The sequence below is a fragment of the Streptomyces rimosus subsp. rimosus genome (assembly GCF_000720725.1).
Lineage (GTDB): Bacteria > Actinomycetota > Actinomycetes > Streptomycetales > Streptomycetaceae > Streptomyces > Streptomyces rimosus_A.
Genome location: NZ_JOCQ01000110.1, coordinates 1 through 26628 on the forward strand (window position 1 = coordinate 1; position 26628 = coordinate 26628).

Annotated in this window: 22 protein-coding genes; 13 read left to right on the forward strand and 9 right to left on the reverse strand. The window is 72.3% G+C overall.

The genetic code is table 11. The annotated features are described in order from the left end of the window. Nucleotides 1–923 (reverse strand): serine/threonine-protein kinase (locus IH45_RS0135750; protein WP_030678559.1); only part of this gene is annotated, 923 nt, incomplete at its 3' end. A 30-nt stretch (nt 924–953) separates the two neighbouring features. Then, nucleotides 954–1703 carry a hypothetical protein gene (locus tag IH45_RS0135755; RefSeq protein ID WP_030678562.1) on the reverse strand — a complete coding sequence of 250 codons (750 nt, stop codon included), beginning with the start codon at nt 1701–1703 and terminating at the stop codon, nt 954–956. A gap of 122 nt (nt 1704–1825) precedes the next feature. Between IH45_RS0135755 and IH45_RS0135760 the strand changes: the two genes are divergently transcribed. The 10 genes from IH45_RS0135760 to IH45_RS0135805 all read left to right on the forward strand — a co-directional run bounded on the left by IH45_RS0135760 (nt 1826) and on the right by IH45_RS0135805 (nt 13874). Beyond that, nucleotides 1826–2758, forward strand: a complete 933-nt coding sequence (locus IH45_RS0135760; RefSeq protein WP_030678565.1) for a hypothetical protein — start codon at nt 1826–1828, stop codon at nt 2756–2758. A gap of 50 nt (nt 2759–2808) precedes the next feature. After that, complete coding sequence (locus IH45_RS0135765) at nt 2809–3114, forward strand: putative quinol monooxygenase (RefSeq protein ID WP_030678567.1); 306 nt, start codon at nt 2809–2811, stop codon at nt 3112–3114. Between the two features lie 439 nt (nt 3115–3553). After that, complete coding sequence (locus IH45_RS0135770) at nt 3554–5122, forward strand: AMP-binding protein (RefSeq protein ID WP_030678571.1); 1569 nt, start codon at nt 3554–3556, stop codon at nt 5120–5122. A gap of 223 nt (nt 5123–5345) precedes the next feature. Next, the gene (locus tag IH45_RS0135775) at nt 5346–6815 is read left to right on the forward strand and encodes an aldehyde dehydrogenase family protein (RefSeq protein ID WP_030678574.1); all 1470 of its coding nucleotides are present in this window, start codon (nt 5346–5348) and stop codon (nt 6813–6815) included. Then, entirely contained in the window at nt 6812–8443 is a 1632-nt protein-coding gene (locus IH45_RS0135780) for an APC family permease (protein ID WP_032918928.1), read from the forward strand. Before IH45_RS0135775 ends, IH45_RS0135780 begins: the two co-directional genes overlap by 4 nt. 258 nt (nt 8444–8701) lie before the next feature. Next, complete coding sequence (locus tag IH45_RS0135785; protein ID WP_030678581.1) at nt 8702–9877, forward strand: L,D-transpeptidase family protein; 1176 nt, start codon at nt 8702–8704, stop codon at nt 9875–9877. A gap of 295 nt (nt 9878–10172) precedes the next feature. Beyond that, on the forward strand, nt 10173–10688 hold the full coding sequence (locus tag IH45_RS0135790; protein WP_032918931.1) for a helix-turn-helix domain-containing protein: 516 nt from the start codon (nt 10173–10175) through the stop codon (nt 10686–10688). Between the two features lie 194 nt (nt 10689–10882). Next, a complete protein-coding gene (locus IH45_RS0135795; protein ID WP_063763084.1) occupies nt 10883–11407 on the forward strand; it encodes a hypothetical protein in 525 nt (174 codons plus the stop codon). 8 nt (nt 11408–11415) lie between these two features. Next, nucleotides 11416–12660, forward strand: a complete 1245-nt coding sequence (locus tag IH45_RS0135800; protein WP_050515425.1) for an MAB_1171c family putative transporter — start codon at nt 11416–11418, stop codon at nt 12658–12660. An 8-nt stretch (nt 12661–12668) separates the two neighbouring features. After that, the gene (locus tag IH45_RS0135805) at nt 12669–13874 is read left to right on the forward strand and encodes a cytochrome P450 family protein (RefSeq protein WP_030678594.1); all 1206 of its coding nucleotides are present in this window, start codon (nt 12669–12671) and stop codon (nt 13872–13874) included. On the opposite strand, the gene IH45_RS0135810 is transcribed toward IH45_RS0135805, so the two are convergent. Together IH45_RS0135810 and IH45_RS0135815 are read right to left on the reverse strand one after the other, a co-directional pair. Continuing rightward, nucleotides 13861–14508 (reverse strand): response regulator transcription factor, encoded by a 648-nt coding sequence (locus tag IH45_RS0135810; RefSeq protein WP_030678604.1) that lies wholly within the window; start codon nt 14506–14508, stop codon nt 13861–13863. The two genes, IH45_RS0135805 and IH45_RS0135810, sit on opposite strands and share 14 nt — an antisense overlap. Continuing rightward, nucleotides 14493–15752, reverse strand: coding sequence for a sensor histidine kinase (locus IH45_RS0135815; protein WP_030678606.1), 1260 nt, complete (start codon nt 15750–15752; stop codon nt 14493–14495). Before IH45_RS0135815 ends, IH45_RS0135810 begins: the two co-directional genes overlap by 16 nt. 192 nt (nt 15753–15944) lie before the next feature. On the opposite strand from IH45_RS0135815, the gene IH45_RS0135820 reads away from it, so the two are divergent. After that, nucleotides 15945–16385, forward strand: a complete 441-nt coding sequence (locus IH45_RS0135820; protein WP_030678607.1) for a hypothetical protein — start codon at nt 15945–15947, stop codon at nt 16383–16385. Here the strand turns inward: IH45_RS0135820 and IH45_RS0135825 are convergent. Further along, nucleotides 16350–17135 (reverse strand): thioesterase II family protein, encoded by a 786-nt coding sequence (locus IH45_RS0135825; RefSeq protein WP_050515426.1) that lies wholly within the window; start codon nt 17133–17135, stop codon nt 16350–16352. The genes IH45_RS0135820 and IH45_RS0135825 overlap by 36 nt on opposite strands. Nucleotides 17136–17270: 135 nt before the next feature. Next, nucleotides 17271–18665, reverse strand: coding sequence for a tetratricopeptide repeat protein (locus tag IH45_RS0135830; RefSeq protein WP_234440803.1), 1395 nt, complete (start codon nt 18663–18665; stop codon nt 17271–17273). A 173-nt stretch (nt 18666–18838) separates the two neighbouring features. Between IH45_RS0135830 and IH45_RS0135835 the strand changes: the two genes are divergently transcribed. After that, nucleotides 18839–20869, forward strand: a complete 2031-nt coding sequence (locus IH45_RS0135835; protein ID WP_030678616.1) for a M6 family metalloprotease domain-containing protein — start codon at nt 18839–18841, stop codon at nt 20867–20869. Between the two features lie 65 nt (nt 20870–20934). Here the strand turns inward: IH45_RS0135835 and IH45_RS0135840 are convergent, their stop codons facing one another. From IH45_RS0135840 to IH45_RS0135850, 3 genes are all read right to left on the reverse strand, one after another. Continuing rightward, nucleotides 20935–21681, reverse strand: coding sequence for a lysophospholipid acyltransferase family protein (locus tag IH45_RS0135840; protein ID WP_030678619.1), 747 nt, complete (start codon nt 21679–21681; stop codon nt 20935–20937). 141 nt (nt 21682–21822) lie between these two features. Further along, nucleotides 21823–22926: an isoaspartyl peptidase/L-asparaginase family protein gene (locus IH45_RS0135845; RefSeq protein WP_030678622.1), complete on the reverse strand. Its 1104-nt coding sequence runs from the start codon at nt 22924–22926 to the stop codon at nt 21823–21825. 80 nt (nt 22927–23006) lie between these two features. Continuing rightward, nucleotides 23007–25079, reverse strand: coding sequence for a phosphocholine-specific phospholipase C (locus IH45_RS0135850; RefSeq protein WP_030678627.1), 2073 nt, complete (start codon nt 25077–25079; stop codon nt 23007–23009). A gap of 509 nt (nt 25080–25588) precedes the next feature. Here IH45_RS0135850 and IH45_RS0135855 point away from each other — a divergent pair. Further along, nucleotides 25589–26545 carry a hypothetical protein gene (locus IH45_RS0135855; RefSeq protein WP_030678630.1) on the forward strand — a complete coding sequence of 319 codons (957 nt, stop codon included), beginning with the start codon at nt 25589–25591 and terminating at the stop codon, nt 26543–26545. The last annotated feature ends 83 nt before the right edge of the window (nt 26546–26628 follow it).

A 26628-nucleotide genomic window follows, 5' to 3' on the forward strand; every position in this document is an offset into this window, starting at 1 on the left:
GCGGCGCGGCGCCGCGCGCCGGGCGCGGCGCACAACCGCCGTACGCGCCGGGACAGCTCCGCGGCGGTGTGCCGGGCCCGCGACGCGTGGTCGGGCAGCAGGCAGTCACCGATCAGTTCCCGCCACCCGGGCGGCAGTTGGCCGTCCATGCGCAGGGGCGCGCCGCCGTGCGCGTACGTCTGCGCGGCGAGGGCGCGGGCCCGTGCCGTACGGCCGGGGAAGGGGTGCCGGCCGCCGGTGAGCACCTGGTGGGCCAGCACGCCGTACGCCCAGATGTCGGCCGTGGGGCGCACCGTCGCGCCGCGCTGCCCGGTGCGCTGCGACCACCACTCGGGCGGTACGTGGTCGAGCGAGCCGAGCGGCGGTACGTACGCGTGGCTGCCCTCCAGTTCGGCGGCGAGGCCGAAGTCGGCGAGCCACGCCGTGCCGTCCGGCGCGAGGAGGATGTTGGCCGGTTTCAGGTCCCCGTGCACCCAGCCGCGCCCGTGGAGGTGGGCCAGCCCGTCGGCGATCTCCCGCAGGAGGCGCGGTCCGTCCGGCAGCGGGCCGCCGGCCGCGTCGGCGAGCAGGTCCCGCAGGCTGCGCTCGGCCCGGTCCATGACGAGGGCGGTGAGCCCGTCCAGCCCGGGGCGGTCCGGGTCCTCGATCGTGAGCGCCGCGTGGGCGCGTACGAGATGCGGGTGGTCGGCCTCCAGGCTGAAGCGGACCTCCCGGCGGACCAGTTCGTCCATCCAGGCGCGCTGCCCCGGCGCGAGCAGGTCGGTGCGCAGGATCTTCACGGCGGCCGGGCGGCGGTCGGCGGTGTGCTCGGCGGCGTACACGCTGCCCCAGCTGCCCGCCCCGATGGGCCCGGCCAGCCGCCAGTCGCCGATCCGGTAGCCGGGCCGGATGCCGGGCGGCGGGGTGGCACTCGCTCCGTCCATCGCGCCGTGCCCCTCAGCCCGCCCCGCGCCTCACCGCCGCCGCCCGGGGGACAGCAGGGCGAGGTGTTCCTCGCGGATCAGGTCGAAGCGCAGCGCGAAGGCGACGAGTTCGTCGCGCTTGCCGCCGCCACGGGCGTCCGGCTCCGCCGGGCCGCCGGCGCGCAGCCGCAGCTTCACCGAGGTCAGGTAGTCGATGTGGTAGTTGACGGCGGAGCGGGTCAGTTCGCGGCACGCCTCCAGCGGGCGCAGCCGCTCCAGCACGTCGCCGACGCCCGGCACCGCGCCGCTGGAGGCGTCGCGCAGGCGCGGTTCGCACAGGGCGAGGAGCACCAGGAAGTACTTCGAGGTCGGGTCGAGCGCGAAGGGGCTCATCGTCGGCTCGCCCACGCCGTCGTACGGTTCGCCGTCCAGGTACGCGTGTTCCGGCGCGAACACCTTGAAAGACGCCTCGCCCCGCGTCGCGGGCAGCAGCACCCGGGAGAACTCGAACGGCACCGGAGCCCCGAGCCGCCCCGGGGCGACCTTGATATGCTCCCCCGCGCCCTCCAGGTTCTCCACGACACAGGTCACCGCGCGGCTGAAATTGGACAGCCGCCAGTAGTCCTCCGCGGCGGTGAGCTGCCCCGCCAGCCGCGAGACGCCCGGGTCGGACAGCGGCACGGCCACCGGCGCGCCCGGCGCGCCGCGCCCGAAGTCCGCGGTGTCCCCCGGCCCCAGCCGCAGCAACTCCGGCCCACCGCGCCCCTGTCCCCCGGGCAACTGAACGATCACGGTGTCCATGCCGCTCCCCCGTTCCTGCCGTTCCCGCACCGGCACTTCCACCCGTACCACGCGCCGCCCCGGTGTCCGGTGCGGACAGGGCGGTGGTTCCGGCCGATCTCGGGCACCCGTAGAGTCACGGCATGCGGCGCACGGACATCACTGGGGACGACGGCACGTGGACGGGCCTGTCCCTGGACGTACAGGCGCGCCGCGAACCAGGGCTGTGCCTGTTCAGCGCCGCGCGGCGGCTGCTTCTCGCCCAGCGGTCGCGGCCCGTGCTCCTCGCCACCGTCGAGGAGAACAACTACGGCGTGGACTTCCGGCGCACCGATGCCTACCGCTCCGTCATCCCGCCGCTGCGTGCCGGGACGGCACGGACCCTGGCCGGGCACCCGGACCGCTGGGCGCACCGCTTCGTGCGGTACCTGCTCGCCGCACCGGACAGCCCTCTGCACGACGGGCGATGGCTGCTCTCCCGCGACAGCCCGCTCCTGCGCTGGAACCACGGCCGCCTGCCGCAGTCCGAGTACTGGGCCTCCCTGCTCATCGAGGGCCATCCGGACGGTTACATCGACTGGTTCGTCCATTCCGGCTCGTGGGAGATCCTGCCCCTGCGGCAGATGCCCGACGCGGACGACGGCCGCGTCAAGGCGTACCGCAAGCAGGCCCGTGACGGTTCGCTGCCGCCCGTGCTGCTGTGGTGGGTCAGCGGATTGGACTGCCATCTGGTCCTCGACGGCCACGCGCGGCTCGCCGCGGCGATCGCCGAGTCCGTCGCACCGCCGCTGCTGCACCTGCACCGCACCGCACCGGACGACGAGGTGGCCGCGGACACCCGGCAGGCAGTGCTGCGCTACGAGACCGAACTGGACCGCTTCGCCGGGCTCCGCACCGTCAACGGCGCCGCGGTCCCGGACGGCGCCGCCGTCGCGGGGCCGCCTCTCGCCCGCCGCCTGCGGGAACTGCGCTCGGCGCCCCGGCCCACCTGGGCCTGGCCGCTGCCGGGCGGAGAAGACCGGTGGCGGCGCGTCGCCCGTGAGGTGACGGCAGGTCAGGGCCCTGCGGTGGGGTAGGTTCGTGCGACATTCCGTTCGACGTTCCGCCCGGCCAGGAGGTCACCCGTATGCCCATCGTCGTCGCCACGATCAGGACGAAGCCCGGCGAGCTGGAGGCGGCGCTCGATGTCTTCCGTGCGCACGCGCCCGCCGTCCACCAGGAGGACGGCTGTCTGCTGTACGCGGTGCACGCGGGCGAGGACCGGGTGGTGGTCGTGGAGAACTGGGCGGACCGGGCGGCGCTGGACGTGCACTCCCGGGGTGCGGCGCTCGCGGAGATCGCGAACGGGGTCAGCGGGCTGCTCGCCGCGCCGATGGATGTCGCCGTACTGGACGCGGTGCCGATGGGCGACCCGGGCAAATCCACGCTTTGAGCACACCCGGAACAACAGCGTCAGCAAAAGGCAGGCAAACACTCAGTCAATTCCCCGCCACAGGGAACCTGTCATTTCGGACGATGCGCAATTTCCACGCGCGGCCGGCGCCCCGAATGCGCGGCCGCGCGCCGCGCGTATACCTTCCCGACGCCCCCGCCCCCCGTTAACCGGCCATTCCCGCGAGCCGCCGGAAACCTCCCGACAGGGCCCTGACCTGCCGTTTCCCGCAGCAGAAAAGCGGGCGTTCGGGGACATCGCACGCCCGAACGCCTCCGTCGGCCTGCCATTGTTGGCCAGATATCCCCGCCTCGGTAAAAGGCCCGCCAACGCGCGTTCGCGTCAACTTGGAACCCTTGATCGACGACCGTTAGCATGGAAATGGTTGTCCGGGGCAACTAACTACCCGTCATGCCCCGGGATCTAGGAGGAATCACCTATGCCCGACACCGCGCACGACTTCCGCACCTACGTGGAGGAGAACCTCGACGCGCTGGGGACCGACCCCGGGCGCGTGGCGCTGGTGCACCAAGGGCGACGCGTCACCGCGGGTGAGTTCCGCGCCCTCGTCCACCGCATGGCCCGCGCGCTGCGGGGGCAGGGCATCGACCGCGGCCAGACCGTGACGCTGCTCAGCGGCAACCTGCCCGAGACCATCGCCGCCCGCTACGCCGCCAACCTCATCGGCTGCCGGGTCAACCACCTCTACAACAAGCTCTCGGCCGACGTGCAGGCCACCATCGTCAAGGACGTGGAGACCGCCGCGCTGATCGTCGACCCCCGGTTCGACGACCGCGCCGCCGAGCTGACCACGCTGGCCCCGGTGGCGACCGTACTGACCCTGGGTCCCGCGAAGTCCGGCACCGACCTGCTGGAACTGGCGTCCGCGGAGAGCGACGAGCCGGTCCCGAGCGGCGCCCGGCCCGAGGACATCTGCACCATCCGCCACACCGGCGGCACCACCGGCCACCCCAAGGGCATCTGCACCACCTACGGCCAGGTGCGCACCTTCGTCAACGACGAGGAACCCGGCGACGCCAAGGTGCTCTGGGAGCGCCCCGCCGACCAGGAGCGGACCCGGCTGCTGGTGTGCACCACGCTGGCGCACGCGGCCGGCATGATGGCCGACGTGACGCTGCGCGAGCACGGGCTCGTGGTGCTCCTGGAGGACTTCGACCCGGCCGAGGTGCTGGCCGCGGTCGAGCGGGAGCAGATCACCCACCTGTTCCTGCTGCCGCCGCTGCTCTACCAGCTCACCGACCACCCGGACGCGGCCACCACCGACACCTCCAGCCTGCGCTGCCTGACCTACGGCGGCTGCCAGTCCTCGCCCGCCCGCATCGCCGACGCGGTCCGGCGCTTCGGCCCGGTGCTGGTGCAGTTCTACGGGCAGAACGAGGCCGGCGGGATCAGCGTGCTGCCCGCCGGTGACCACGACCCGGACAACCCGGAGCGGCTGCGCTCGGCTGGCCGGATCCTGCCCAACGTCGAGGTCGCGGTGCGCGACGAGAACGGCCGCGACCTGCCGCGCGGCGAGCACGGCGAGATATGCATCCGTTCGGCGAGCATCATGCAGGGCTACTGGAAGCAGCCCGAGCTGACCGCCGAGGTGCTGCGCGACGGCTGGCTGCACACCGGCGACATCGGCTTCCTGGACGGCGACGACTACCTGACCATCGTCGACCGGATCAAGGACATGATCGTCGTGGTGGGCGGCCATGTGTACACCACCGAGCTGGAGGACCTGCTCAACTCGCACCCGGGTGTCCTACAGAGCGCCGTCTTCGGCGTGCGCGACGAGGACCGGATGGAGCAGGTGTACGCGGCCGTGGTGCTCTCCCCCGGCGCGGACGTCGACGCGGACCGGCTGCGCGCGATGGTGCGCGAGGCGCGCGGCGCCATGTACGAGCCGGCCCACATCGAGTTCGTCGGGCAGCTGCCGCTGACGGACGCCGGCAAGCCGGACAAGAAGCAGCTGCGCGCGCTGGCGCCCCGTACGGCCGTCTGACGCTCACCGGAGCACACCCGGACCGGCCCGCCGCCTCACCGAGGCGCGGGCCGGTCCGCCGTATGCGGCAGGGCTGCCCGTACGCACGACAGGCCGGGCAGCCACCCGGAGCAGCGCGCCATGCGGACCCGCCCCGCCCCGCCTACGCTCGGTACGGTCACCGTCACCGAGGGCAGTCCGGCCGGGCCGCCCGTCCACGAGCGCAGGCACGAAAGGCTCGCCCATGCCGGAGCTGTTCATCGGGGGTCAGTGGACCGCCGCGGCCGACGGGGAGGTGCGCGAGATCCGCTGCCCGGCGGACGGCACGCTGGTCGCCACCGTCGACGAGGCGGGCGCCGCGGACGCGGCCGCCGCCGTCACCGCGGCCCGCGCGGCGTTCGACGACGGGCCGTGGCCGCACACCCCGGCCGCGGAGCGCGGGCGGCTGCTGCTGCGCGTCGCCGACCTGCTGGAGCGGGACAAGGACACGTACGCGCGGGCCGAGTCCCTGGACACCGGCAAGCGGTTCGTGGAGAGCCGGTACGACATGGACGACATCGCCAACTGCTTCCGCTACTTCGGCGATCTCGTGGCGGCCGGGAACGACGGGCGGGTGGTGGACACCGGGCAGCCGGAGGTCGACAGCCGGGTGGTGCACGAGCCGGTGGGTGTCTGCTCGCTGATCACGCCGTGGAACTACCCACTGCTCCAGACCGCCTGGAAGGTGGCCCCGGCCGTCGGCGCGGGCGACACGTTCGTCCTCAAGCCCAGCGAGCTGACCCCGCACACGGCGATCCTGCTGATGCGCACGCTGGCCGAGGCGGGGCTGCCGGACGGGGTGGCCAACCTGGTGCTGGGCGCGGGCGGCGCGGTCGGCGCGCCGCTGACCACCGACGAGCGGGTGGACCTGGTGTCCTTCACGGGCGGGCTGGTCACCGGGCGGCGCATCATGGCCGCCGCCGCGCCCACCGTGAAGAAGATCGCGCTGGAGCTGGGCGGCAAGAACCCCAACCTGGTCTTCGCCGACACCGACTTCGACACCGCCGTCGACTACGCGCTGATGGCGGTGTTCTTGCACTCCGGGCAGGTCTGCTCGGCAGGCGCGCGGCTGCTGGTCGACGACGAGCTGCACGACGACTTCGTGGACGAGATCGTGCGCCGGGCGCGGGCGATCCGGCTGGGCGGGCCGTTCGACGAGGACGCCCGCAGCGGGCCGCTGATCTCCGCGGAGCACCGGGACAAGGTGGCGAAGTACGTGGCGGCGGGGCTGGCGGAGGGCGCGGTGCTGCGCTGCGGCGGCGAGCGCCCGGACGATCCCCGGCTGCGGGACGGCTTCTTCTACCTGCCGACCGTGCTGGACGAGTGCTCGCCCGGTATGTCCGTCATCCGTGACGAATCGTTTGGTCCGGTGCTGACCGTGGAGCGGTTCCGCACCGAGGAGGAGGCGGTGGCGCTCGCCAACGACACCGTCTACGGGCTGGCCGCGGGCGTGTGGACGCAGAGCGTGGAGCGTTCGCACCGGGTGGCCGCCCGGCTGCGCGCCGGGACCGTATGGATCAACGACTTCCACCCGTACGTCCCGCAGGCCGAGTGGGGCGGCATGAAGCAGTCCGGCATCGGGCGGGAGCTGGGCCCGGCCGGGCTGGCGGAGTACCAGGAGGCCAAGCACATCTGGCGCAACACCGCGCCCCGGCCGCAGCGGTGGTTCGAGTGAGCGGCGCCGGACCCGCGCCGGGCGGGACGGCGGACGGCGGCGGGCAGGGCGACGGCACGGACACCGCGCCCGCCGAGGAGAACGGGACCTCCAGCGACGACGAGTCGCTCGCGGAACTCGGCTACAAGCCCGAACTCAAACGCACCCTGGGCAACTTCCACACCTTCGCGGCCGGCATCAGCTACATCTCGATCCTCACCGGCACCTTCCAGCTCTTCTACTTCGGCGTCAACCACGGCGGCCCCGCCTACTGGTGGTCCTGGCCGATGGTCTTCTGCGGCCAGCTGATGGTCGCCCTGTGCTTCTGCGAGATGGCCGCCCGCTATCCGGTGGCCGGCTCCATCTACAACTGGTCGAAGCAGCTCGGCGGACCGCACGTGGGCTGGCTCGGCGGCTGGATGATGATGACCGCGACCATGGTCTCGCTGGCCGCGGTGGCGCTCGCCTACCAGGTCACGCTGCCGCAGATCTCCTCGTTCTTCCAGTTCGTCGGCGACGGCAGCGGCCGCACCGACCAGGCCGCCAACGCGGTGCTGCTCGGCGCGGCCCTCGTGGTGTTCACCACGCTGGTCAACGCGTTCGGGGTCAAGCTGATGGCGCAGATCAACTCGGCCGGGGTGGCCATCGAGCTGGTCGCGGCCCTGGCGCTGATCGTGCTGCTGGCCGCGCACATCACCCGGGGCCCGGGCGCGGTGACCGAGACGTACGCGCTGGGCCGGGGCGAGTCGCTGGGCTACCTCGGCGCGTTCCTCACCGCCTCGCTCGCCTCCGCGTACGTCATGTACGGCTTCGACACGGCGTCCTCGCTCGGCGAGGAGTCCAAGGACCCCGGGCGCAACGCGCCGCGCGCCATCCTGCGCGCCCTGTTCGCCTCGTTCCTCATCGGCGGGCTGATCCTGCTGTTCGCGCTGCTGGCCACGCCCGACCTGCACGACAAGCGGCTGGCCGTGGACGGCCTCCAGTACGTCGTGCTGAGCGCGCTCGGCACCACCATCGGCGACATCATGCTGTGGTGCGTGGTCATCGCGATCACGGTGTGCGCGCTGGCCGTGCACACCGCCGGCATCCGCCTGGCGTTCGCCATGGCCCGGGACACCAACCTGCCGGCCGCCTCGCTGCTCGCCCGGGTCAGCCCGCGCTTCCAGACACCCGTGGCGCCCGCGGTGATCATCGGGTGCATCGCGGTCTGCATCCTGCTGGTCAACGTCAACCAGCCGCAGATCTTCTCGGTGATCACCAGCATCGCCATCATCATGATCTACGTGGCATATCTGATGGTCACCGTCCCGATGCTGGTACGGCGGCTGCGCGGCCGGTGGGAGCCGGCCGAGGGCAAGTTCTCGCTGGGCCGCTTCGGCCTGCCGGTGAACATCCTCGCCGTGCTGTGGGGCACCGCGATGGCCACCAACCTCGCCTGGCCGCGCGCCGAGGTCTACAACGCGAACGGTCCGCAGCACTGGTACCTGCGCTGGGGCGCGTTCCTGTTCGTCGGCATCGTCGCCGTCGGCGGCTTCACGTACTACTGGTTCGTCCAGCGCAAGCGCACCTGCGTCCTGGCGGGGCACGCGGCCGAGACCTCGTCGCAGGAGCCGGACGAGGCCGGGGGACCGCCCGCCGCGACACCCTGACCCGGCCGCGCGCCCTCGTCCCACAGACCCCGGCCCGCGGGCTCCCCAGGGAGCCCGCGGGCCGCGTCGTGTTCCCGCAGCTCAACGGAACTTCACATTCCGCCGACTCGGCGCACACCTGTACCAATCTGTGACACAAATATCCGTTTCTCCAGGCAACCGATCATGCGGGTCCAGCCGTCTGCATGGTCGGCGGTTACCGGCCGACCGGCCCGGTGCCCGCCACAGCCAGTTGCGTTGCTTTGGAGGGAACCCCACGTGCACGTCAGATCAGCCCGTCGCACCGTTCTGCTGTCCGCCGCCCTGGCGGGGGCCGCGCTGCTGACCGCGTGCGGAGCGGAGGGCGGTTCGCAGGCGTCGGACAAGCCGGCGGCGAAGGTGACCGTGACCCCGGCGGCGGGCAGCAAGTCGGCCGCGCTCGGCTCCCCGATATCCGTGAAGGTCAGCGGCGGCAGCCTCACCGCCGTCGAGGCCAAGGACGAGAAGGGGGAGAAGGTCGAGGGCAGGCTGTCCGGCGACGGCACGTCCTGGACCTCGGCGGGCAAGGTCAAGCCGGGGACCACGTACACCGTGCACACCAAGACCAAGAGCGGCGACGGCAAGGAGTCGGCCGCCGACGCGTCCTTCACCACCGCGAAGGCCGACAAGGTCAACAAGCTCACCAACACGCCGTCCAACGGGCAGACCGTCGGCACCGGCATGCCGATCTCGATCCTGTTCGACCACCCGGTCGCCAAGGACCAGCGCGCCGAGATCCAGAAGGCGCTCAAGGTCACCACGCAGCCGCAGGTGGAGGGCGCCTGGGGCTGGGTCAAGGACTGGTCCGGCAAGGACCGCATCGACTGGCGGCCGAAGACCTACTGGCCGTCCGGCACCAAGGTCTCGGTCAAGGGCGCTCTGGGCGGGATCGATTCCGGTAAGTCCGGTGGCTGGTTCGCGCGCGACTACGACTTCGGGTTCACCGTCGGCCCGGACCACAAGGCCGTCATCGACGTCCCGTCGCACAGCATGACCCTGTACGAGAACGGCAAGGCCGTCGACACGATCCGCGGCTCCGCGGGCTCGCCGCAGGACCCGACGCGCGGCGGCGTGCACACCGTACGCAGCAAGAACGCCGCCGAGACGATGGACTCCTCCACCATCGGCCACGGCAACGAGTGGATGCTGGACTCGAAGTGGGTGACGCATCTCACCGCGTCCGGCACCTTCCTGCACTCGGCGCCCTGGAACAAGTCGATCGGCGTGGTCAACAACAGCCACGGCTGCTTCGGCATGACCACCTCGGACGCCAAGCGGGCCTACGACTTCCTGACGATCGGCTCCACGGTCGAGGTGAAGAACACCACCAGCACCAAGAAGACCGATGTCGGCAACGGCCTGGAGGTCTGGCAGGAGAGCTGGGAGCAGTGGCAGCAGCGGAGCGCCGTGAAGTAACGGTGACGGCGGCGGTGCCGCCCGGGCGCCGCGGCGCCTGACGGTGCGAGCGTGTGGTGGGGCTCCCCCGGAGACGGGGCGGGCCCCATCGTGGTTGCGGACGTGTTCGGACCACACCCCCGTGCCGGTCCGAACTGTCCGCCCCGCGTCACACCAGAGTCTTTGACTCAGGTGTGAAGAATAGAGGCTCCGGGCGGAGCGTGCCAGCCCACGGGGGCGGGAGTGCCGATCCGTCCCGCCGACCGGACCACTACAGTGGAAGTCTCACGTTTGGCCTTGAAGGGAGCGCGGCGCGATGGGGGACGAGGACCGCGGGCCGGTCAGCCTGGCCGAAAAGCTGGACCGGCTGTTCCAGGAACGAAGTCGTGAGCGGGGCAGGACACTGTCCGCCAACGACGTCGCCACCGACATCAACATCAGGGCCGGCGAGCAGGTGATCTCCGGCAACTACATCTGGCAGCTGCGCAAGGGCAAGCGGGACAACCCGACCAAGCGCCACATCGAAGCGCTGGCGGAGTACTTCGGCGTGCCGGCCGCGCACTTCCACGACCAGCAGGACGCGGGCCCCGGCGGCGCGTCCGCCGACCGGCCCGACCAGCCGCCGGAGCTGCTGGAGGCGATGCAGGACGCGGGGGTCATCGCGATGGCCGCGCGCTTCATGGACATGTCCGCCGAGTCCCGTACGGCCGTACTGGAGATGATCGACCGGGTGCGGAAGCTGGAAGGACTGCCGGACGTCGGCGGCACGGCGGGCAATCCGACCGCCGATCCGACCGGCAATCCGGGAGGAACCTGGCGTACCGCCCGCTGATCCATGACGCCGACCGCCTTACGCCCCGCGCCGTCCCCGTCCGTTCCCCCGCCCGCCGCCGGGCCGGGGAACCGGACGGCCGGGGCCGCGGCATCCCGTGCGCCCGCACACGACCCCGTCGGGGAGGGGCCATCCCGCGCTGCATGAGACTGGCACGTGTACCTTTCATGGCCGAGGCCGAAGGAGAGCACGCCATGAAGTTCACACGGCGCCCGGACCGTGTGCGGGCCGACTGTTCGGACCGGCTGCGGGGACTGCACATCCCGCGCCCCTTCGAGCTGGGTGCCTTCCTGGACCGGCTCGCCGAACAGCGCGGCCGCCCGATCCACCTGGAACCGCAGGTCACCCCGCCCGCCGGACCCTGTGGCCTGTGGATCGCCACCAGCCGGGCCGACTACGTCTTCTACGACGCGGCCACCACCGCGCTGCACCGCGACCACATCGTGCTGCACGAGGTCGGCCATATGCTCAGCGGCCACTCCAACCTGCTCTCCGGAGAGGTCGCGCAGACCCTGGTGCCCGGCCTCGACCCCGGGTCGGTGGAATCCGTCCTGGGCCGCAGCCACTACAGCGACCAGGACGAGCAGGAAGCCGAGATGATCGCCTCGCTGATCCTGCGCCGCGCCGACCGCACCCCCGCCCGCCGACCGGCGACGTCCCAGCAGGCCGAGGTCCTCAGCCGCATGGACGACGTCTTCGGCTCTCCGAAGCGACGGTAGAACTGAAGATGGTCAACGTTCTCTTCCTGTCCATAGCGGCCGTCCTGCTCCTGGCGGCCGCCTACAAGGCACGGCCGCTGCTGCGCCGGCCGCGGCCGCGCGGCCTGGGCGCCCTGTGCGGTTTCCTGACCGGACTGGGCGCCTCCCTCGTGTTCCTGACGCCCGCCGTCGGCGACGCGCTGAGCGTCATCTATCCGAAGCTGGGCCGGCTGCTGGGCAACTGCAGCACGCTGGCCGCCGCCACCTGCATCTCGATCCTGCTGCTGCGCTTCAACGAGGAGCCGCCGGACGCGGACCGCAAGGCGCGCCGCCGGCTCGTCTCACTGGGGATCGTCCTGGTCGCGATGGCCGTCCTCTTCTTCTCCTCGCCGGTGGACGACGCTCCCGGCGCCCCCACCTTCGGTGAACTGCCGCGCACCGAGCCGCTGCTGAACATCTACGTGCTGGTGTTCACCGCCCATCTCGGCGCCGCGATCGTCGACCTGCTGCGCCAGGCCCTGCGCTACTCCCGGCACGCGCCGCGCACCAGCCTGCGGTACGGGCTGCGCGTCATCGCCTTCGGCTGCGCGCTGGGCATGGTCTACATCGGCTACAAGATCGTGCATGTGGTCGGGCTGTGGACCGACGCCGGCTGGCTGCCGCCCGAGCAGCTGTGCACCTCGCTGGTGACGCCCGCGACCTGCACGTTCAGCGTCGGCCTGCCCGCGATCTGCAGCCTGCTGCTCGTCATCGGCATCCTGCTGCCCGCGATCGGCCCGGCGCTGGCCTGGCCCGTGCGGCGGATCCACCTGTGGCATCTGCACCGCGGGCTGCGCCCGCTGTGGGCCGCGCTGTCGGCGGCGGTGCCGGAGATCCAGCTCACCGCCACCGACCGGCTGTACGCGGCGCCCGACGCCGAGTTCCGCCTCTACCGCCGGGTGATCGAGATACGCGACGGCATGCTGGCGCTGCGCCCGCACCGCAGCGACGAGGTCCGCCGCGCCGCCGAGGAGCGGCTGCGCGCCGGCGGGGCGGACGCGCGGGAACTGGACGCCGGGGTCGAGGCCGCGGTGCTGGCGGCGGCGCTGGAGTCGCGGCGCAGCGGACGTACCGCCGAGCACGCGGTCAGCGTCGAGGACGCCACGCTGACCCGCCCCGAACTGACCAACCTGATCGACGAGGCCCGCTGGCTGCGCAGGGTCTCGCACGCCTTCGCGGCGTCCGGCGCGGGCCCCGCGCCGGCGCCGGAGTCCCGGCCCGCCGCAGGAATCTGAGGTCACACGTGAGCCACCCCATGGAGTCACCGGAGTTCTTCCGCGACCCGTACCCGCTGCTCGCCGCGCTGCGCGAGCGCGGCCCCGTGCAGCAGGTGCGGTCCGGGCCGCACGGCGCGACCTGGCTGGTCACCGGCTGGTCCGAGGCCCGTACGGCGCTGGCGGAGCCCCGGCTCTCCAAGGACACCACCCGCTACTTCGCCGACAAGCCGTCCAAGCGGAACCTGGCCCCCGCCGTCAGCGCCACCATGCTGGCCACCGACCCGCCGGACCACACCCGGCTGCGCCGGCTGGCCGTCAAGGCGTTCACCCCGGCGGCGGTGGCCCGCCTGGAGCCGCGGGTGGCGGAGATCGCCGGCGGCCTGCTGGACCGGATGGCTTCCGGCGGCGACCGCGCCGATCTCGTCGAGGACTTCGCCGTACCGCTGCCCATCGAGGTCATCGGCGACCTGCTCGGCGTCCCCCGTGAGGACCGCCCGGCGCTGCGCCGCTGGTCAAACGACCTGTTCGCGGCCGGTGCCCCGGACACCATCGACGCCGCCTCGCACGCGATCAGCGACTACATGACGGAGCTGATCGCGAAGAAGCGGGCCGAGGCGGCCGGCGCCGGGGCCGGTCTGCTCACCGAGCTGATCGCCGCGCGCGACGAGGGCGACCGGCTCAGCGAGTTCGAACTGGTCTCGCTGGCCGTCCTCCTGGTCGTCGCCGGACACGAGACGACCACCAGCCTGATCGGCAACGGCGCCCTCGCGCTCCTCCTGGACGACGCGCTCCGTACCCGGCTGCGGCAGGACCCCGCGCTGATCCCGGACGCCGTGGAGGAGCTGCTGCGCTACGACTCGCCGATCACCACGGCCACGTTCCGGTACGCGGCCGAACCGCTCACCCTCGGGGGAGCCGAGATCGCGGCGGGCGACGTCGTCCTGGTCTCACCGGGCGCCGCCAACCGCGACCCCGCCCGTTTCCCCGACCCCGACACCGTCACCCCCGGCCGTTCCGCCGGCCACCTCTCCTTCGGCCACGGCCCGCACCACTGCCTGGGCGCGCCGCTGGCCCGCCTGGAAGTGCGGATCGCCTTCCAGGCCCTGCTCACCCGCTTCCCGGACCTGCGCCTGGCCGCCCCGCCCGGCGAGCTCCCGTGGCGCCACACCCGCCTGATGCGCGGCCTGTCGCACCTTCCGGTCACCTGGTCCGCGCAGGTCACGAGCTGTTGAGGTAGGTGAGGACGGCGAGGACGCGGCGGTTGCCCGCCTCGTCGTCGGTGATGCCGAGCTTGCCGAACATGGACGTGGTGTATTTGCTGATGGCGCTGTCGCTGAGGAACAGCCGCTGTCCGATGGCCTGATTGGACAGTCCTTCGGCCATCAGGGCGAGTACGGCGTGTTCGCGTTCGGTGAGCCCGCCGAGCCGCCGGGTCGCGGCCCCGCCGGCCAGCAGTTTGGCGATGACGGCCGGGTCCATGGCGGTGCCTCCCCCGGCGACGCGTTCCAGGGCGTCGATGAACTGGTCGCCGTCGAAGACGCTCTCCTTGAGGAAGTAGCCGATGCCGCCGGCGCCGTCGGCCAGCAGCTCGCGGGCGTACAGCTGCTCCACGTGCTGGGAAAGGACCAGGACCGGCAGTCCGGGCACCTCGGCGCGGGCGGCGAGCGCCGCGCGCAGGCCCTCGTCCGACTGGTCCGGCGGCATCCGGACATCGACGACGGAGACGTCCGGACGCCACTTCAGCAGCGCGTCGAGCGTCTCGGGACCGGTGGCCGCCGTCGCCACCACCTCGTGTCCGTACGCCTCGATGAGGCGCACCATCCCGTCGCGCAGGAGGTACAGGTCTTCGGCTACAAGGACGCGCATGGCACCATCATCCTCACTCGGGTCGGGCCGCCGGCCGGGCTGGTGATCTCCACGGTGCCGTCGAAGACCGCGAGGCGGCGGCGCAGCCCCTCCAGTCCCCCGCCGGGCCGCTCCTCGGCCCCGCCCCGGCCGTCGTCCTCGACCTCCACGACCAGGCCGGTGTCGTCCTGCGCGAGGGTGATCCGGGCCCGGGTCGCGTGGGCGTGCTTGGCCGCGTTGGTGGCCAGTTCGGCGATGCCGAAGTAGAGGGCGGACTCGACCGGCGGGTCCAGGGGCGCCCGTACGTCGGCGTCGACCGTCGTTTCGAGCGGGCTGTCCATGGCGAAGGTGCGGACGGCGTCGACCAGTCCGCGTTCGTTGAGCACCGGCGGGTTGATGCCCCTGACCAGTTCGCGCAGCTCGGTCAGGGACGCGGTGGCGCCGGCCCGCGCTTCCCGCATCAGCGCCCTGGCCTGCTCCGGGTCGGTCTCCATCAGCTTCTCGGCGGTCGCCAGGGAGAGCCCGAGCCCGACCAGCCGGGCCTGCGCCCCGTCGTGCAGGTCCCGTTCGATCCGCTTGATCTCGGCGGCCTGGGCGATGGTGGTGTCCGCGCGCTGGGCGGTCAGCTCGCCCACCCGGTCCGCCAGCAACATCGCGGGCGAGGGGCGCAGGAAGCGGGCGGTCACCGGCTCGACGGGCCGCCAGGCGTACGGGGCGGAGGCGACCGCCACGGCCAGGCCGAGCACGCCGACGAGGCGCGGGGCCAGGTCCGGCCGGCCGAGCCCGAGGACCGCCACCACGACCCCGGCGGGCACGACGGCCGCGACCACCCCGGCCGTGAACGGCACGATTCCCGTAAAGCGCAGGTCACGCCACGTCGCGGGGTCCTTCCACCGGTTGCGCCACCGCTGGTCCATGAGGGCGTCCCGGCGGGTGCGCTCGTAGGAGTGGCCGTTCCACCAGTAACCGGTGGACAGCTGCGTGACCGGCGCGGCCTGCCGGTATCCGGCGGGTACGACGGTGTCCGTCCACTTCCCGACGAGGTGGCGGACCGCCCGGCAGACCGGGCGGGACAGCGCGAGCGTGCCCACGCACACCAGCACCAGCGGCCCCACCCACGACCACGGGTTCGCCGCGTCCCACCAGATTCCCCACGCCACGGCCGCGGCCCACACCGCCGGTACCAGCATGCTGACAACCGTCACCGCGCAGGCCCGTACGAACCCCACGCAGGCACCGGACACCCACGACACCACCTGTTGCATGACTCTTTCCCTCTGCTTCGAGAACCCCGGCCTTCCGATCACTGTGGCACCCGCCCGACCTGCGCTGAAGTGGGTCTGGCCCCACTCTTGCGTACGTCTGGACCCGTACCGCGCGGCTTCGGCGCTCCTTAACTTCGACACCACGTCAGCAAGAGATGCACGGCGTGCTCGACACGAAGGAGCAGAAGGACCATGAACACCGCCATTCCCGCCACGGCCGAGTCCGCCCCCGCCGGCCAGTCGCCCGCCCAGCGCGCCTTCCGTACGGCGAAGATGTGCGTCGGGGTCTACGGCGCCCTCAGCGCCGCCGTCCTCCTGACGGTCGTCGTCCTCGCCGCCACCGGCCACGAGGTGACCTCGTTCATGTGGGGCCGCTCGGCGGGGGTGCTCGCGAGCGCGGCGGTGACCTACTGGCTGACCGTCCTCGCCGCCCGCGGCGCACGCTGGGCCTATCTGCGCGTCCGCGTCATCTCGGTCGTCATGCCGGTGGTGATCGTCGCCATCGATCTGATCCCGGGCGCCCTGCCGGCGTGGTTCATCGCGATGCAGGCCGTCTGCGCCCTCGCCATCGGCGCGACGGCCTTCATCGTCAACGGGTCAGAACTGCGCGCCGCCTTCCCCAAGGGCCGCTGATCCGCCGGTCCCCAGCGCGAACCGCTCCACCGCGCGGCACACCGCGGCCGCGTGGTCGGCGAGGTAGAAGTGGCCGCCGGGGAAGGTCTCCTCGTGGTAGTCGGCCACGGTGTGGGCCTTCCAGGCGGCCGCTTCCTCGCGGGTCACCCGGGGGTCCGCGTCGCCGGTGAGGCACAGGAGCGGGATGTCGAGCACGGCGTCGGCCGGGGGCCGGTACGTCTCGATCACGCGGTAGTCGTTGCGGATGGCCGGGAGGATCAGCCGTACCAGGTCCCGGTCGGCCAGGAGCTGGTCGGCGGTGCCGTCCAGGCGGGCGACCTCGCCGAGGAGTTCCTCGTCGGTGCCCTCGTGGAGGTTGCGCTCCGCCCGGAACATCGAGGGGGCGCGGCGCCCGGACACGACCAGCCTGCGGTCCGCCGGCCGTCCGAGCTCCGCCAGCCGCCGGGCCACCTCGAAGGCGACGGACGCGCCCATGCTGTGCCCGAAGAGCACCAGCGGGGTGGGGTCGTGGGGGTCGAGGCAGCCGGCCACCTCATCGGCCAGGCCCTCCACGGAGGTGACGAAGGGGTCGTTCCACCGGTCCTGGCGTCCCGGGTACTGGATCGCCGTCACGTCGAGCCGTTCGCCGAGGTGGGCGGCGAACGGCCGGTAGTACGAGGCGGATCCCCCGGCGTGCGGGAAGAAGATGAGGCGGGCGGCCGGTCGCGGCCCCCGGCGTACGTCCCGTATCCAAGCGCTCTTCCCCGTCATGTACCTGTGCTCCTGTGCTGGTGGGCCGATGGTCGGGTGTGCTCGTCCGCGGCGCGCACCGGATCTTTAGCCGGAACGTCCGCGGACGGGTCAAGGATGACCGGTCCGGGGCCGTTCGGGCCAGCAGCTGTTCGATCAAGGACGGGACAGCGCCGCCGCCCCCTGCGCCGCCTGCTCGGCGGCCCGCGTCCGGGCGGCGGCCGCCTTGGCGGTCTCGCCGAGCCGGTCGGCCAGGCGCGCCTGGGCGAGCCAGTTGTACGGGCACACCGGGCGCAGGCCGATGCGCTCGCTGAGCAGCGTGCGGGCCGTCTCGTCGCGCCCGGCGCGCAGCGCGGCCTCCAGGAGCGTCTTCTGTACGGCGTCCCGCTGGGCGTGGCTGCCGCCGTAGGTGTTCAGGCGGTAGCGGATGGGCGCGAGCAGGTCGACCGCGTCCCCGTACCGGCCCTGTCCGTAGGCGATCAGGGCGCGGCAGACGGGCAGGCCGATGTCGGCGGTCATGGCATGGTTGGCCGGCCCGGGCGGGGTGCGGCCGAGCCATGCCTCCCGCTCCGCGACGAGGCGTTCGGCGTCGGCGAGGCGGCCGGCGCCGACGTACGCCATGACGGCGTGCACGTCGTTGAAGGCGTAGTACGGCGGGTCCTGGCGCGCCGCCCAGGCGTCGGCGAGGCGCGGCCAGCGGTCGCCGGTGGCTCGGTCGGCCAGCAGCAGCCGCCACAGCAGGGCCGAGGCGTCGAGGAGTTCCATGGCGAGCCCGGCGGACTCGTCGTGGTGCAGTACGGCGTCGTAGATGCCGAGCGCCCGGGCGGTGTCGCCGGCTTCGAGGGCGTAGAGGCAGTAGTGCCACCAGTTGTGGACGTTGAGGTAGTTGCCGGAGCCCCAGTCGTCGGTGCGGGCGTCCAGGAAGCGGATGCCGTCGGCGAACTGCCCCTGCATCTCATACGTGTGCACCACCGCGTGGATGCCCCACACATCGCGGGGGTTGTGCTCGACAGCGGCCAGGCCGGCCTCCTGCGCGCGGGCGTAGTGGCCCGACTCCTCCAGGCCGAAGGCGTACATGCCCAGGATGTGGCCGTAGTGCGGATCGTCCTCCGGCCAGGCGGTCAGCGCGCCGCCGACGCGGTCGCGCAGCCGGACGGCGTCGCCGGTGAGGAAGTCGATCTGGTGGCCGGTGGCCAGCGCGAGTTCGTCACGCGGGTGGGCGACGGTCAGTTCTCCGAGGATGCGCCCGGCCCGGTGGATGTCCCCGTCCAGCCAGGCGGTGGCGGCGGCGAGGTGCATCCGTTCGCGGGGCGTCGGCTCCTCGGCGCGCAGGCCGTCCGTGAAGCGTGTGAAGGCTTCCCCGGCGGCGGTGGCGTCCTTCGCCTCCGTGCCGAGCAGGCCGAGGTAGGCGGCGAGGACGTTGCCCATGACGGACTCCGGCGCGGCCTCCAGGAGGGCCTGCGCGGCGTCGGCGACCTCGCCGCGGAAGAAGAGCAGGGCGCCCAGCGCGTCCTCGTAGTGGGACACGGCTTCCACGCCGGTCCGGGACATCGCGTGACCGTGCCGGTCACGCACCGTTCGCGGCATCATCATCGGCTCCTCATGGCCCTCTGGCGTCACACCGTCCCCCGCCTTACCTTGTCGGGGGTAGGAATTCTGTTCGATCACCTTGTCATGTCCTGGACTTGCCGAACCTCCGACAGATCACAGACAAGAGGTGCGCTGTGTTCCTTCCCCACAGACCGGCCCGCCCATACCGCGGCACGGCCGGCAAGCTGGGTGTTCTCGCCCTCCTCCTAGGTGTCCTGGCCACCGTCGCCGCAGGCCCCGCGCGGGCGCTCCCCGAGGCCGCACCCGCGGTACGGGCCCCGCTCGTCCAGCCCGTCGACCCGCAGAACTGGCGCAATCCCGACGACATGACCTGGGCCGAGCACCGTGCGGTCCCGGGCACCAACTGGGCCGATCCGGCCGTCAAGCCCACCCAGCGCATGTTCAGGGGCGCGCTCGTCCTGCTGGACTACCCGGACGAGGACTTCAGCGTCACCCGGCCCGCCGGGTCGACCGTCTTCGGCAACCCGCAGCCCAGCGCCCACGACATCCCCCGCGCCCAGGTCCCCGCGTTCTACCGGGACTTCCTCAACAAGCCGGGCAAGCTCAACCACGGCCACACCATCAACGAGTACTGGATGGAGGACTCCGGCGGCCGGCTCGGCGTCGAACTGACCTCGTTCGGCGTCTACCGGATGCCGTACAAGTCGTACCAGTACGGCATCGAGCCGTCGATGAACCCCGGCGCCTGCCCCGTCGGCGACAGCTGCGGCAAGAACATCCGCACCGACGGCAAGGCCGCCTGGGTCGCCGACGTGGGCGGCGCGGAGACCAAGAAGTACGACTTCGTCTTCTACCTGACGGCGGGCCAGGACGAGTCCGCCGCCTGGCAGGAGTTCGGGCAGATGAAGTTCGCCTCGCCGCAGGACGTGCCGGCGGCGTTCGGACCGCCCTCCCCCGTCCAGGGCGGCGGCAACGCGGCCCGCACCCGCTACGTGCCGTGGACCTCATGGAAGGCCGCGGCCCGCATCTGGCCGAACGCCGAGACCGGCTCCTCCACCCAGGCCGAGAGCTCCGGCATGGCCGTGTACGCGCACGAGTTCAGCCACATCCTGGGCATCGCCGACAACTACAACAACCCGTACGGCACCCCGCTGCGCCGCGCCTACACCGGCATCTGGAGCATGCTCTCGCGCGGCTCCTTCAACGGGCCCGGCGGCCCGCACACCCGCTGGCAGATCCCGGCCGCCAACGGCGCCTCGATGGGCTCGCAGCACGTCCTGCGCGACAAGCTCAAGCTCGGCATCGTGGACGACAAGAACGTGCTGCGCCTGGACCGGGACGCGCTGAAGACGTCCGGGGTAGCCGTCGCCAAGGTCACCGCGCGCTCCGCGCCGCCCGGCGACAAGGGCCTGTCCGGCGTGAACATCACCATGGGCCGGGACCTGGCACGGCCCTGCTCCACCGGGACGGACCCGCTGTGCGACGGCGGCGGCTACGACAACTACACGGTCGAGGTCGTGGACCGGATGGGCATGGACTCCTTCACGCCGGACCACGGCGTGCTGCTCAGCAAGACCAAGAACGAGGACCGGGCGCCGTTCGCCTGGGTGATCGACGCCCACCCGGAGGACATCCGCATGGTGGACTTCCGGCGCCCCGACGGCACCCCGCAGATGATCACCATGGGTGACTACCGGCAGCTCAGCGACGCGCTGTTCCACGCGGGCGCGGACTCCGGCAGCCAGTACGAGTACATCGACCGGGCCAACCGGCTGCACTTCTACGTCCTGGACATCCAGCGGGACAAGAAGGGCGTCCTCAGCTACACCGTCGCCGTCCGCTCCCTGGACGGCGCGGGGCCGCAGCGCCGCGGCCTGAAGCTGCGGCAGGGCACCGCGTACGGCGCGCCCGCCAAGGGCCGGGCCATGTGCGCCTTCCCGCTCACCAACACCGGGCGGCCGGGCAGCGGCGGCGCGCACCTGGACTCGGACGTGTACCGGCTGACGGCCACCGCCGCCGGGCGCGGCTGGTCCGCGTGGCTGCCGAACCGCCTGGCCACCGCCAGGTCCGGGAGCACGGTGAGCGTTCCGGTGGCGGTCACGGCGGAGCCGGGTGCCGCCCGGCACGGCCGGGTCGTCCTGAAGGCCCGCTCCGAGAGCGATCCGCGCAAGTCCGTACAGGCCACCTGCACGCTCGGCCGCTGACCGGGGGTACGGGCCGTGCCGCTCACCCCGGGTGAGCGGCACGGAGGCCGGCCGGCGGGCGCCGGTCAGCTGGCGCGGGCGGCCGGCACACCGGGCCGGGCCGCGATCCCCGCCCCGGCCCCTGCCCCGCCCGTGTACCCGGCGCGCGCCTTGGCCTCGGCCGCGTACGTGTCCACGTACTCCTGCCCGGACAGCTTCAGGATGGCGTACATGATCTCGTCCGTGACGGCCCGCAGCACCAGCCGCTGGTCGGCCAGCCCGGCGTAGCGGGAGAAGTCCAGCGGCTCCCCGAAGCGGATGGTGATCGGGACGACCCGCGGCAGCCGGCGGCCGGCCGGCTGGGCCTCGAACGTCCCGATCATCGCGCACGGGATCACCGGCGCGCCGCTGCGCAGCACCATCTCCGCCACACCGGTGCGGCCCTTGTACATCCGGCCGTCGTGCGAGCGCGTGCCCTCCGGGTAGATGCCGAGGAGTTCACCGCGGCCGAGCACCCTGACCCCCTCCTCGACGGCGGCCTGTCCCGCGCCGCGCCCCGAGCGGTCCACCGGGATCTGCCCGCAGCCCCGGAAGAAGGCCGCCGTCAGCCGCCCCTTGAGCCCCCGCCCGGTGAAGTACTCCTGCTTGCACAGGAACGTGATCCGGCGCTTCACGGTCGCCGGCATCAGGAAGCTGTCGCAGAAGGAGAGGTGGTTGCCCGCGATGACGGCCGCGCCCGACTCCGGCAGGTGTTCCAGCCCCTCGACACGGGGGCGGAACAGGCACCGCAGCAGCGGCACGAGGACGATGGATTTGAACAAGTAATAGAACATGTAACTGATCCCCTCCCCAGAGTGATCCCCCCGCGTCGGGGGACGGTAGTGCCGCTCCGGGGCAGGAGGGAGAGGGCCTATTGAGCCACCGTCGGTCCGGGGCTCAAAGGCGACGGATCACGCCACACCCGGGTGGCGCGGTCACCGGTTCGCCGGTGTCTCGTCGGCGAACACCTTGGTCACGACGCGCCCGTCCGCGGTCAGGTAGCCGTGCAGCATGCCCTCGCTGCTGTGCGGGGCGTCGAACACGCCCTGGGCGTTCAGCGCGATCACCCCGCCCGTGCCGCCCAGCTTCGGCAGCCGCTCGACCAGCACCTCGTACGCGGCGGTGGCCAGGTCCCGCCCGCCGAACTCGATCAGGTCGGAGATGGTGACGGTGGCGGCGCCCCGGAGGAACACCTCGCCCGCTCCGGTGGCGCTGGCCGCGACGGTGCCGTTCTTGGCGTACGTGCCCGCGCCGACGACGGGCGAGTCGCCGACCCGGCCCGCCATCTTGTTGGTCAGCCCGCCGGTGGAGGTCGCCGCCGCGAGGTTCCGCTTCCCGTCCACGGCCACCGCGCCCACCGTGCCCTGGGTCAGCGTCTCGCCGGAGCCCTTCACCCGGCCCTTGGCCTTCATCAGCTCCTGCCAGCGCTTCTCGGTCCAGTAGTAGTCCTGGGTCACGGTCGGCAGCCCGTTGCGGGCCGCGAAGGCGTCGGCGCCCTCCCCCGCCAGCAGGACGTGTTTGGTCTTCTCCATCACCAGCCGTGCCGCGGAAACCGGGTTACGGACATGGCGTACGCCTGCCACGGCGCCCGCGGCCAGGTCCGAGCCGCGCATGACCGACGCGTCCAGCTCGTGGCCCGCGTCCTCGTTGAACACCGCGCCCTTGCCCGCGTTGAACAAGGGGTTGTCCTCCAGCTCGCGTACCGCCGCCTCCGTGGCCGCCACGCTGCTGCCGCCCTTGCCCAGGATCTTCTGTCCGGCGCGCAGCGCCCCGGCCAGCCCGTCGCGGTACGCCTTCTCCTGGGCCGGGGTGGTGTCCTCACGTTTCAGCGCGGTGCCCGCGCCGCCGTGCACGGCGATGACGACGTGGCGGGCGTCCGGGCGCGGCTTGCCCTCGGCGGCCCGGGCCGCGACGGGCCCGGTGGCTTCGGGGCGGCCCGCGGAGACCGCACTGCTGCCGGGCACGACGGCCAGCAGCGCGGCCACGGACAGCGCCCCGGCTCCCACACCCGTCAGCCGCCGTGTCGAGTTCCTGGTCATGGCTCACTCCCTCGGAAAAAGAAGGTCACTGCCCTGAACGAGAAGGGCTGCCCGCCCCTGTCACGGGGCGGGCAGCCGGGTCACGCCGTACGGATCGCCGGATCGCTGACGCCCTCGGCGCCGGTCTCCACATGACCGGCGAACCGGCGCAGGAAGGTCTTGTCCGCGTCGCAGACCACGGACACGTCGTACCACCGCTTGCCGGCCGTCAGGTCCACGGTGTGCGTCACCCGCTGCCCGGGCCGCACGGTGATCTTCCGGGGAGCGCCGCCGTAGGTGTCGGTGAGGGTGAGCGTGCGGGCGCCGTCACCCGCGTTGGTCAGCGTCAGGTCGAGGTTCCCGGTGGCCTTGTTGTGACGCGCGGTCACCTCGGGGCCCGCGGTCCTGCCCGGCCCCCTGAAGGTGCGCAGGAATCCGTTCGGCCCGTGCACCGACAGGTCATAGGTGCCCTTGGAGTACGCCGTGTTCCAGCTGTCCGAGATCTTCTTGCCGCGCTCGGTGGTGTACGTCCACGGGCCGTCGCCGCGGTTGGGCGCCGTGACATGGAACTGCGCACCGGCGTCGGCACCGCCGCTGAACGTCAGCCGGTACTTCCCGGCCGCGACGTCGGCGGCCCCGTCCACGTACGGCGCGTACCGCAGCGGCCGGGTGCGCCGGGTGCCCCGCTCCTGCTTGGGCAGGCTGCCCCGCGCCGGCGGCACGGGGTGGAAGTCGGCGGGCTTGGGCTTGGTCGGCGCGTAACCGCCGGTGTCCGGCAGCGCGCCCGGCCTCCCGGTCCGGCTGAAGTCGAAGGCCGAGGTCAGATCGCCGCAGACGGTGCGCCGCCAGGGCGAGATGTGCGGCTCGCCCACCCCGAAGCGGCGCTCCATGAAGCGGATGACCGAGGTGTGGTCGAAGGTCTCGGAGCAGACGTACCCGCCGGTGCTCCAGGGGGAGACGACGAGCATCGGCACCCGCTGGCCGAGGCCGTACGGCCCGGCCGGCAAGCCGCTGCTGCCCTTGTAGTGCTCCATTTCGGTGGAGACGGTGGACAGGCCCTGGTTCGCGTCGGCCGGTGCGTACGGCGGTACGACGTGGTCGAAGAAGCCGTCGTTCTCGTCGTAGGTGATGAACAGGGCCGTCTTGCTCCACACCTTCGGGTCGGAGGTCAGCACGTCCAGCACCTTGGAGATGTACCAGGCGCCGTAGTTGGCGGGCCAGCTCGGGTGCTCGGTGTACGCCTCGGGGCAGGCGATCCAGGAGATCTTCGGCAGCTTGCCGTTCTTCACGTCCGCGCGCAGGTCGTCCAGGAGCTGCCCGCCGCCCTTCACGTTCGAGCCCCGCCGGGCCTTCTCGTAGAGCGGGTCGCCCGGCTTGGCGTTGCGGAAGCTGTTGAAGTACAGCAGGGAGTTGTCGCCGTAGTTGCCGCGGTAGGGGTCCTTGATCCAGCCCCAGCCGTGGTCCCCGTCCAGGCCGTCGCCGATGTCCTGGTAGATCTTCCAGGAGACGCCCGCGGCCTCCAGCCGCTCGGGGTACGTCGTCCAGCTGTACCCCTTCTCGTCGTTGCCGAGGACCGGGCCGCTGGGGTCGCCGACGCCCTTGCCGTCGTTGCCCGTGTAACCGGTCCACAGGTAGTAGCGGTTCGGGTCGGTGGAGCCGATGAACGAGCAGTGGTAGGCGTCGCAGACGGTGAAGGTGTCGGCGAGCGCGAAGTGGAACGGGATGTCCTTGCGCGCCAGGTGCGCCATCGTCGTGGCCGTCTTGGCGGGTATCCACTGGTCGTAGCGGCCGTCGGCGAACGCCCGGTGGCTGCCCTTCCAGTCGTGGTTGAGGTCCTCGATGAAGACCAGGCCCAGGTCGTCGTCCTCGACCTGCGGCCGGAACGGCAGCACCTCCTTGCCCTTGCCGTCGGTCTGGTGCCAGACCGGCTTGCCGCTGGGCAGCGTCACCGGCCGGGGGTCGCCGAAGCCCCGTACGCCGCGCAAGGTGCCGAAGTAGTGGTCGAAGGACCGGTTCTCCTGCATCAGCACGACGATGTGCTCGACGTCCTCGATGCTGCCGGTGCGGCGGTGCGCGGGAATCGCGGCGGCGCGGGCGATGCTCTCGGACAGCACGGAGAACGCGGCGGCCCCGCCGGAGAGTTGCAGGAACCGCCGCCGGTTGAGTTCGGGCATGGCTGAAATGACCCCTTGGGTGGGAGACAACGGGCGCGACTGGAGTGTTCCAAGAGGAACGAGGCCGTGGGAAGACGTCGTGACACAGGGGTGAAAAGTCGCAAGACAGGACGTGAACACGCGGAACCCGGCCCTCCGTTCCCGTCGGCGCCGGGCATACCGTGCCGCCGCCGCTCATACCGCCCCGTCCCGCCCCAGCCGGGCAGGTGGCCATGTGTCCGGCCGAATCCCCGCCGGACGGCCGGCTTCCGCCGCGTTGGCATATGCCAATTGCATACCGCCCATTTCTCGCCGCCGCACGATGGTCCGATTTCACCGCCAATGTCGCGCACGACGCCGAAGCGGAATCAGGTAATTCCGATCACCAGTTTCGAACGGACCAGCCGCTGAGTAGGGTGTGGCACTGCCGGTGGAACTGGGGGAACAGTGCGTACCGGTTGATTTCGGCATGGCTGAAAATGCGCCGGTGGCCGACCTCACCGGCGAAACGGCAGGAGCAGCAGGGAACCATGACCGCTGGGTTATTCGAGGGGCAGTACGTGTGGCATCCGGCAGCCGACGACGTCCAGCTCGCGCGGGCATGCGTGGACGTACGGGCGGGCCGCTACTTCAGCGCGCGCGAAATCCTGCGGGAGGCGCGCGGGGACCACGGCGTACGGGCCCACCGCTCCCTGGTGCTCGCCTCGGAAGCGGCCGACTCCGACCTGGCGGAGCGCTGGCTGGCCGAGGAGCCCGGCCGCGAAGCGGCCCTGGTGTGGGCACGGGTGGCGGTGCTGCGGGCGGTCCGCGCGGCCGACGGCGGTGACCAGCGGGCCGAGGCCCTGGGCCGTATCGCGGTGGCCGCCTGCGACCGGGCGGCCGAAGCGGCGCCCGACGACCCCACACCGTGGTCGGCCCGGCTGACCCTGGCGCGCCTGCAACAGCCCCGCGACCCGGCCCCGCAGGGGCTGCTGACCGCGCCGCCCGGCCCTTGGCAGCTCTTCTCCCACATCCTGCGGCTCGACCCCTGGAACAGGGAGGGCCACCACCGCTTCCTGTCGTTCTTCTTCCCGCGGTACGGCGGCGAGGCGAACGCGTCCTGGGACGTCGCCGCGTTCCTCAGCCAGCGCGCGCCGGTCTCCTCGCCGCTGCGGCTGCTTCCGCTGGTCGCCCTGGTCGACGGCTACAACCCGGACTCGCCCCTGGCGGAACGCACCTGGGAACAGCCGCAGTGGAAGGCCACCGCCCTGGGCATCTACCGCAACTGGCTCCCGCACGTCGCCGGTTACCGCTTCACGCCGGTGCTGGACCTGGCCTACCTGGCGCACGCGCTCCACATGGCGCAGTGCTCGTTCGAGGCCAGGGCGGTCTTCACGGCCATGGGCCCGTACGCCTCCCGTATGCCGTGGAGCGTCTTCGGCGACCCCGCGGAGCAGCTGAACAAGGCGAGACGCGCGTGCGGTCTCCCGGTGCCCGATGCTCCCTGAGCCACCGTCCGGCGCCTTCGCCACCCGGCCGGCCCGGGTCCGTGCGCCCCCGGGCCCGCCTCCCCCGTCCGCCGCAACAACGC

Excerpts from the sequence above, each read along its gene's own strand:
- IH45_RS0135755 (WP_030678562.1), bottom strand. The coding sequence starts at position 1,703 with ATGGACACCGTGATCGTTCAGTTGCCCGGGGGACAGGGGCGCGGTGGG.
- IH45_RS0135760 (WP_030678565.1), top strand. The coding sequence starts at position 1,826 with ATGCGGCGCACGGACATCACTGGGGACGACGGCACGTGGACGGGCCTG.
- IH45_RS0135765 (WP_030678567.1), top strand. The coding sequence starts at position 2,809 with ATGCCCATCGTCGTCGCCACGATCAGGACGAAGCCCGGCGAGCTGGAG.
- IH45_RS0135770 (WP_030678571.1), top strand. The coding sequence starts at position 3,554 with ATGCCCGACACCGCGCACGACTTCCGCACCTACGTGGAGGAGAACCTC.
- IH45_RS0135775 (WP_030678574.1), top strand. The coding sequence starts at position 5,346 with ATGCCGGAGCTGTTCATCGGGGGTCAGTGGACCGCCGCGGCCGACGGG.
- IH45_RS0135790 (WP_032918931.1), top strand. The coding sequence starts at position 10,173 with ATGGGGGACGAGGACCGCGGGCCGGTCAGCCTGGCCGAAAAGCTGGAC.
- IH45_RS0135795 (WP_063763084.1), top strand. The coding sequence starts at position 10,883 with ATGAAGTTCACACGGCGCCCGGACCGTGTGCGGGCCGACTGTTCGGAC.
- IH45_RS0135800 (WP_050515425.1), top strand. The coding sequence starts at position 11,416 with ATGGTCAACGTTCTCTTCCTGTCCATAGCGGCCGTCCTGCTCCTGGCG.
- IH45_RS0135810 (WP_030678604.1), bottom strand. The coding sequence starts at position 14,508 with ATGCGCGTCCTTGTAGCCGAAGACCTGTACCTCCTGCGCGACGGGATG.
- IH45_RS0135815 (WP_030678606.1), bottom strand. The coding sequence starts at position 15,752 with ATGCAACAGGTGGTGTCGTGGGTGTCCGGTGCCTGCGTGGGGTTCGTA.
- IH45_RS0135820 (WP_030678607.1), top strand. The coding sequence starts at position 15,945 with ATGAACACCGCCATTCCCGCCACGGCCGAGTCCGCCCCCGCCGGCCAG.
- IH45_RS0135825 (WP_050515426.1), bottom strand. The coding sequence starts at position 17,135 with ATGACGGGGAAGAGCGCTTGGATACGGGACGTACGCCGGGGGCCGCGA.
- IH45_RS0135830 (WP_234440803.1), bottom strand. The coding sequence starts at position 18,665 with ATGTCCCGGACCGGCGTGGAAGCCGTGTCCCACTACGAGGACGCGCTG.
- IH45_RS0135840 (WP_030678619.1), bottom strand. The coding sequence starts at position 21,681 with ATGTTCTATTACTTGTTCAAATCCATCGTCCTCGTGCCGCTGCTGCGG.
- IH45_RS0135845 (WP_030678622.1), bottom strand. The coding sequence starts at position 22,926 with ATGACCAGGAACTCGACACGGCGGCTGACGGGTGTGGGAGCCGGGGCG.
- IH45_RS0135850 (WP_030678627.1), bottom strand. The coding sequence starts at position 25,079 with ATGCCCGAACTCAACCGGCGGCGGTTCCTGCAACTCTCCGGCGGGGCC.
- IH45_RS0135855 (WP_030678630.1), top strand. The coding sequence starts at position 25,589 with ATGACCGCTGGGTTATTCGAGGGGCAGTACGTGTGGCATCCGGCAGCC.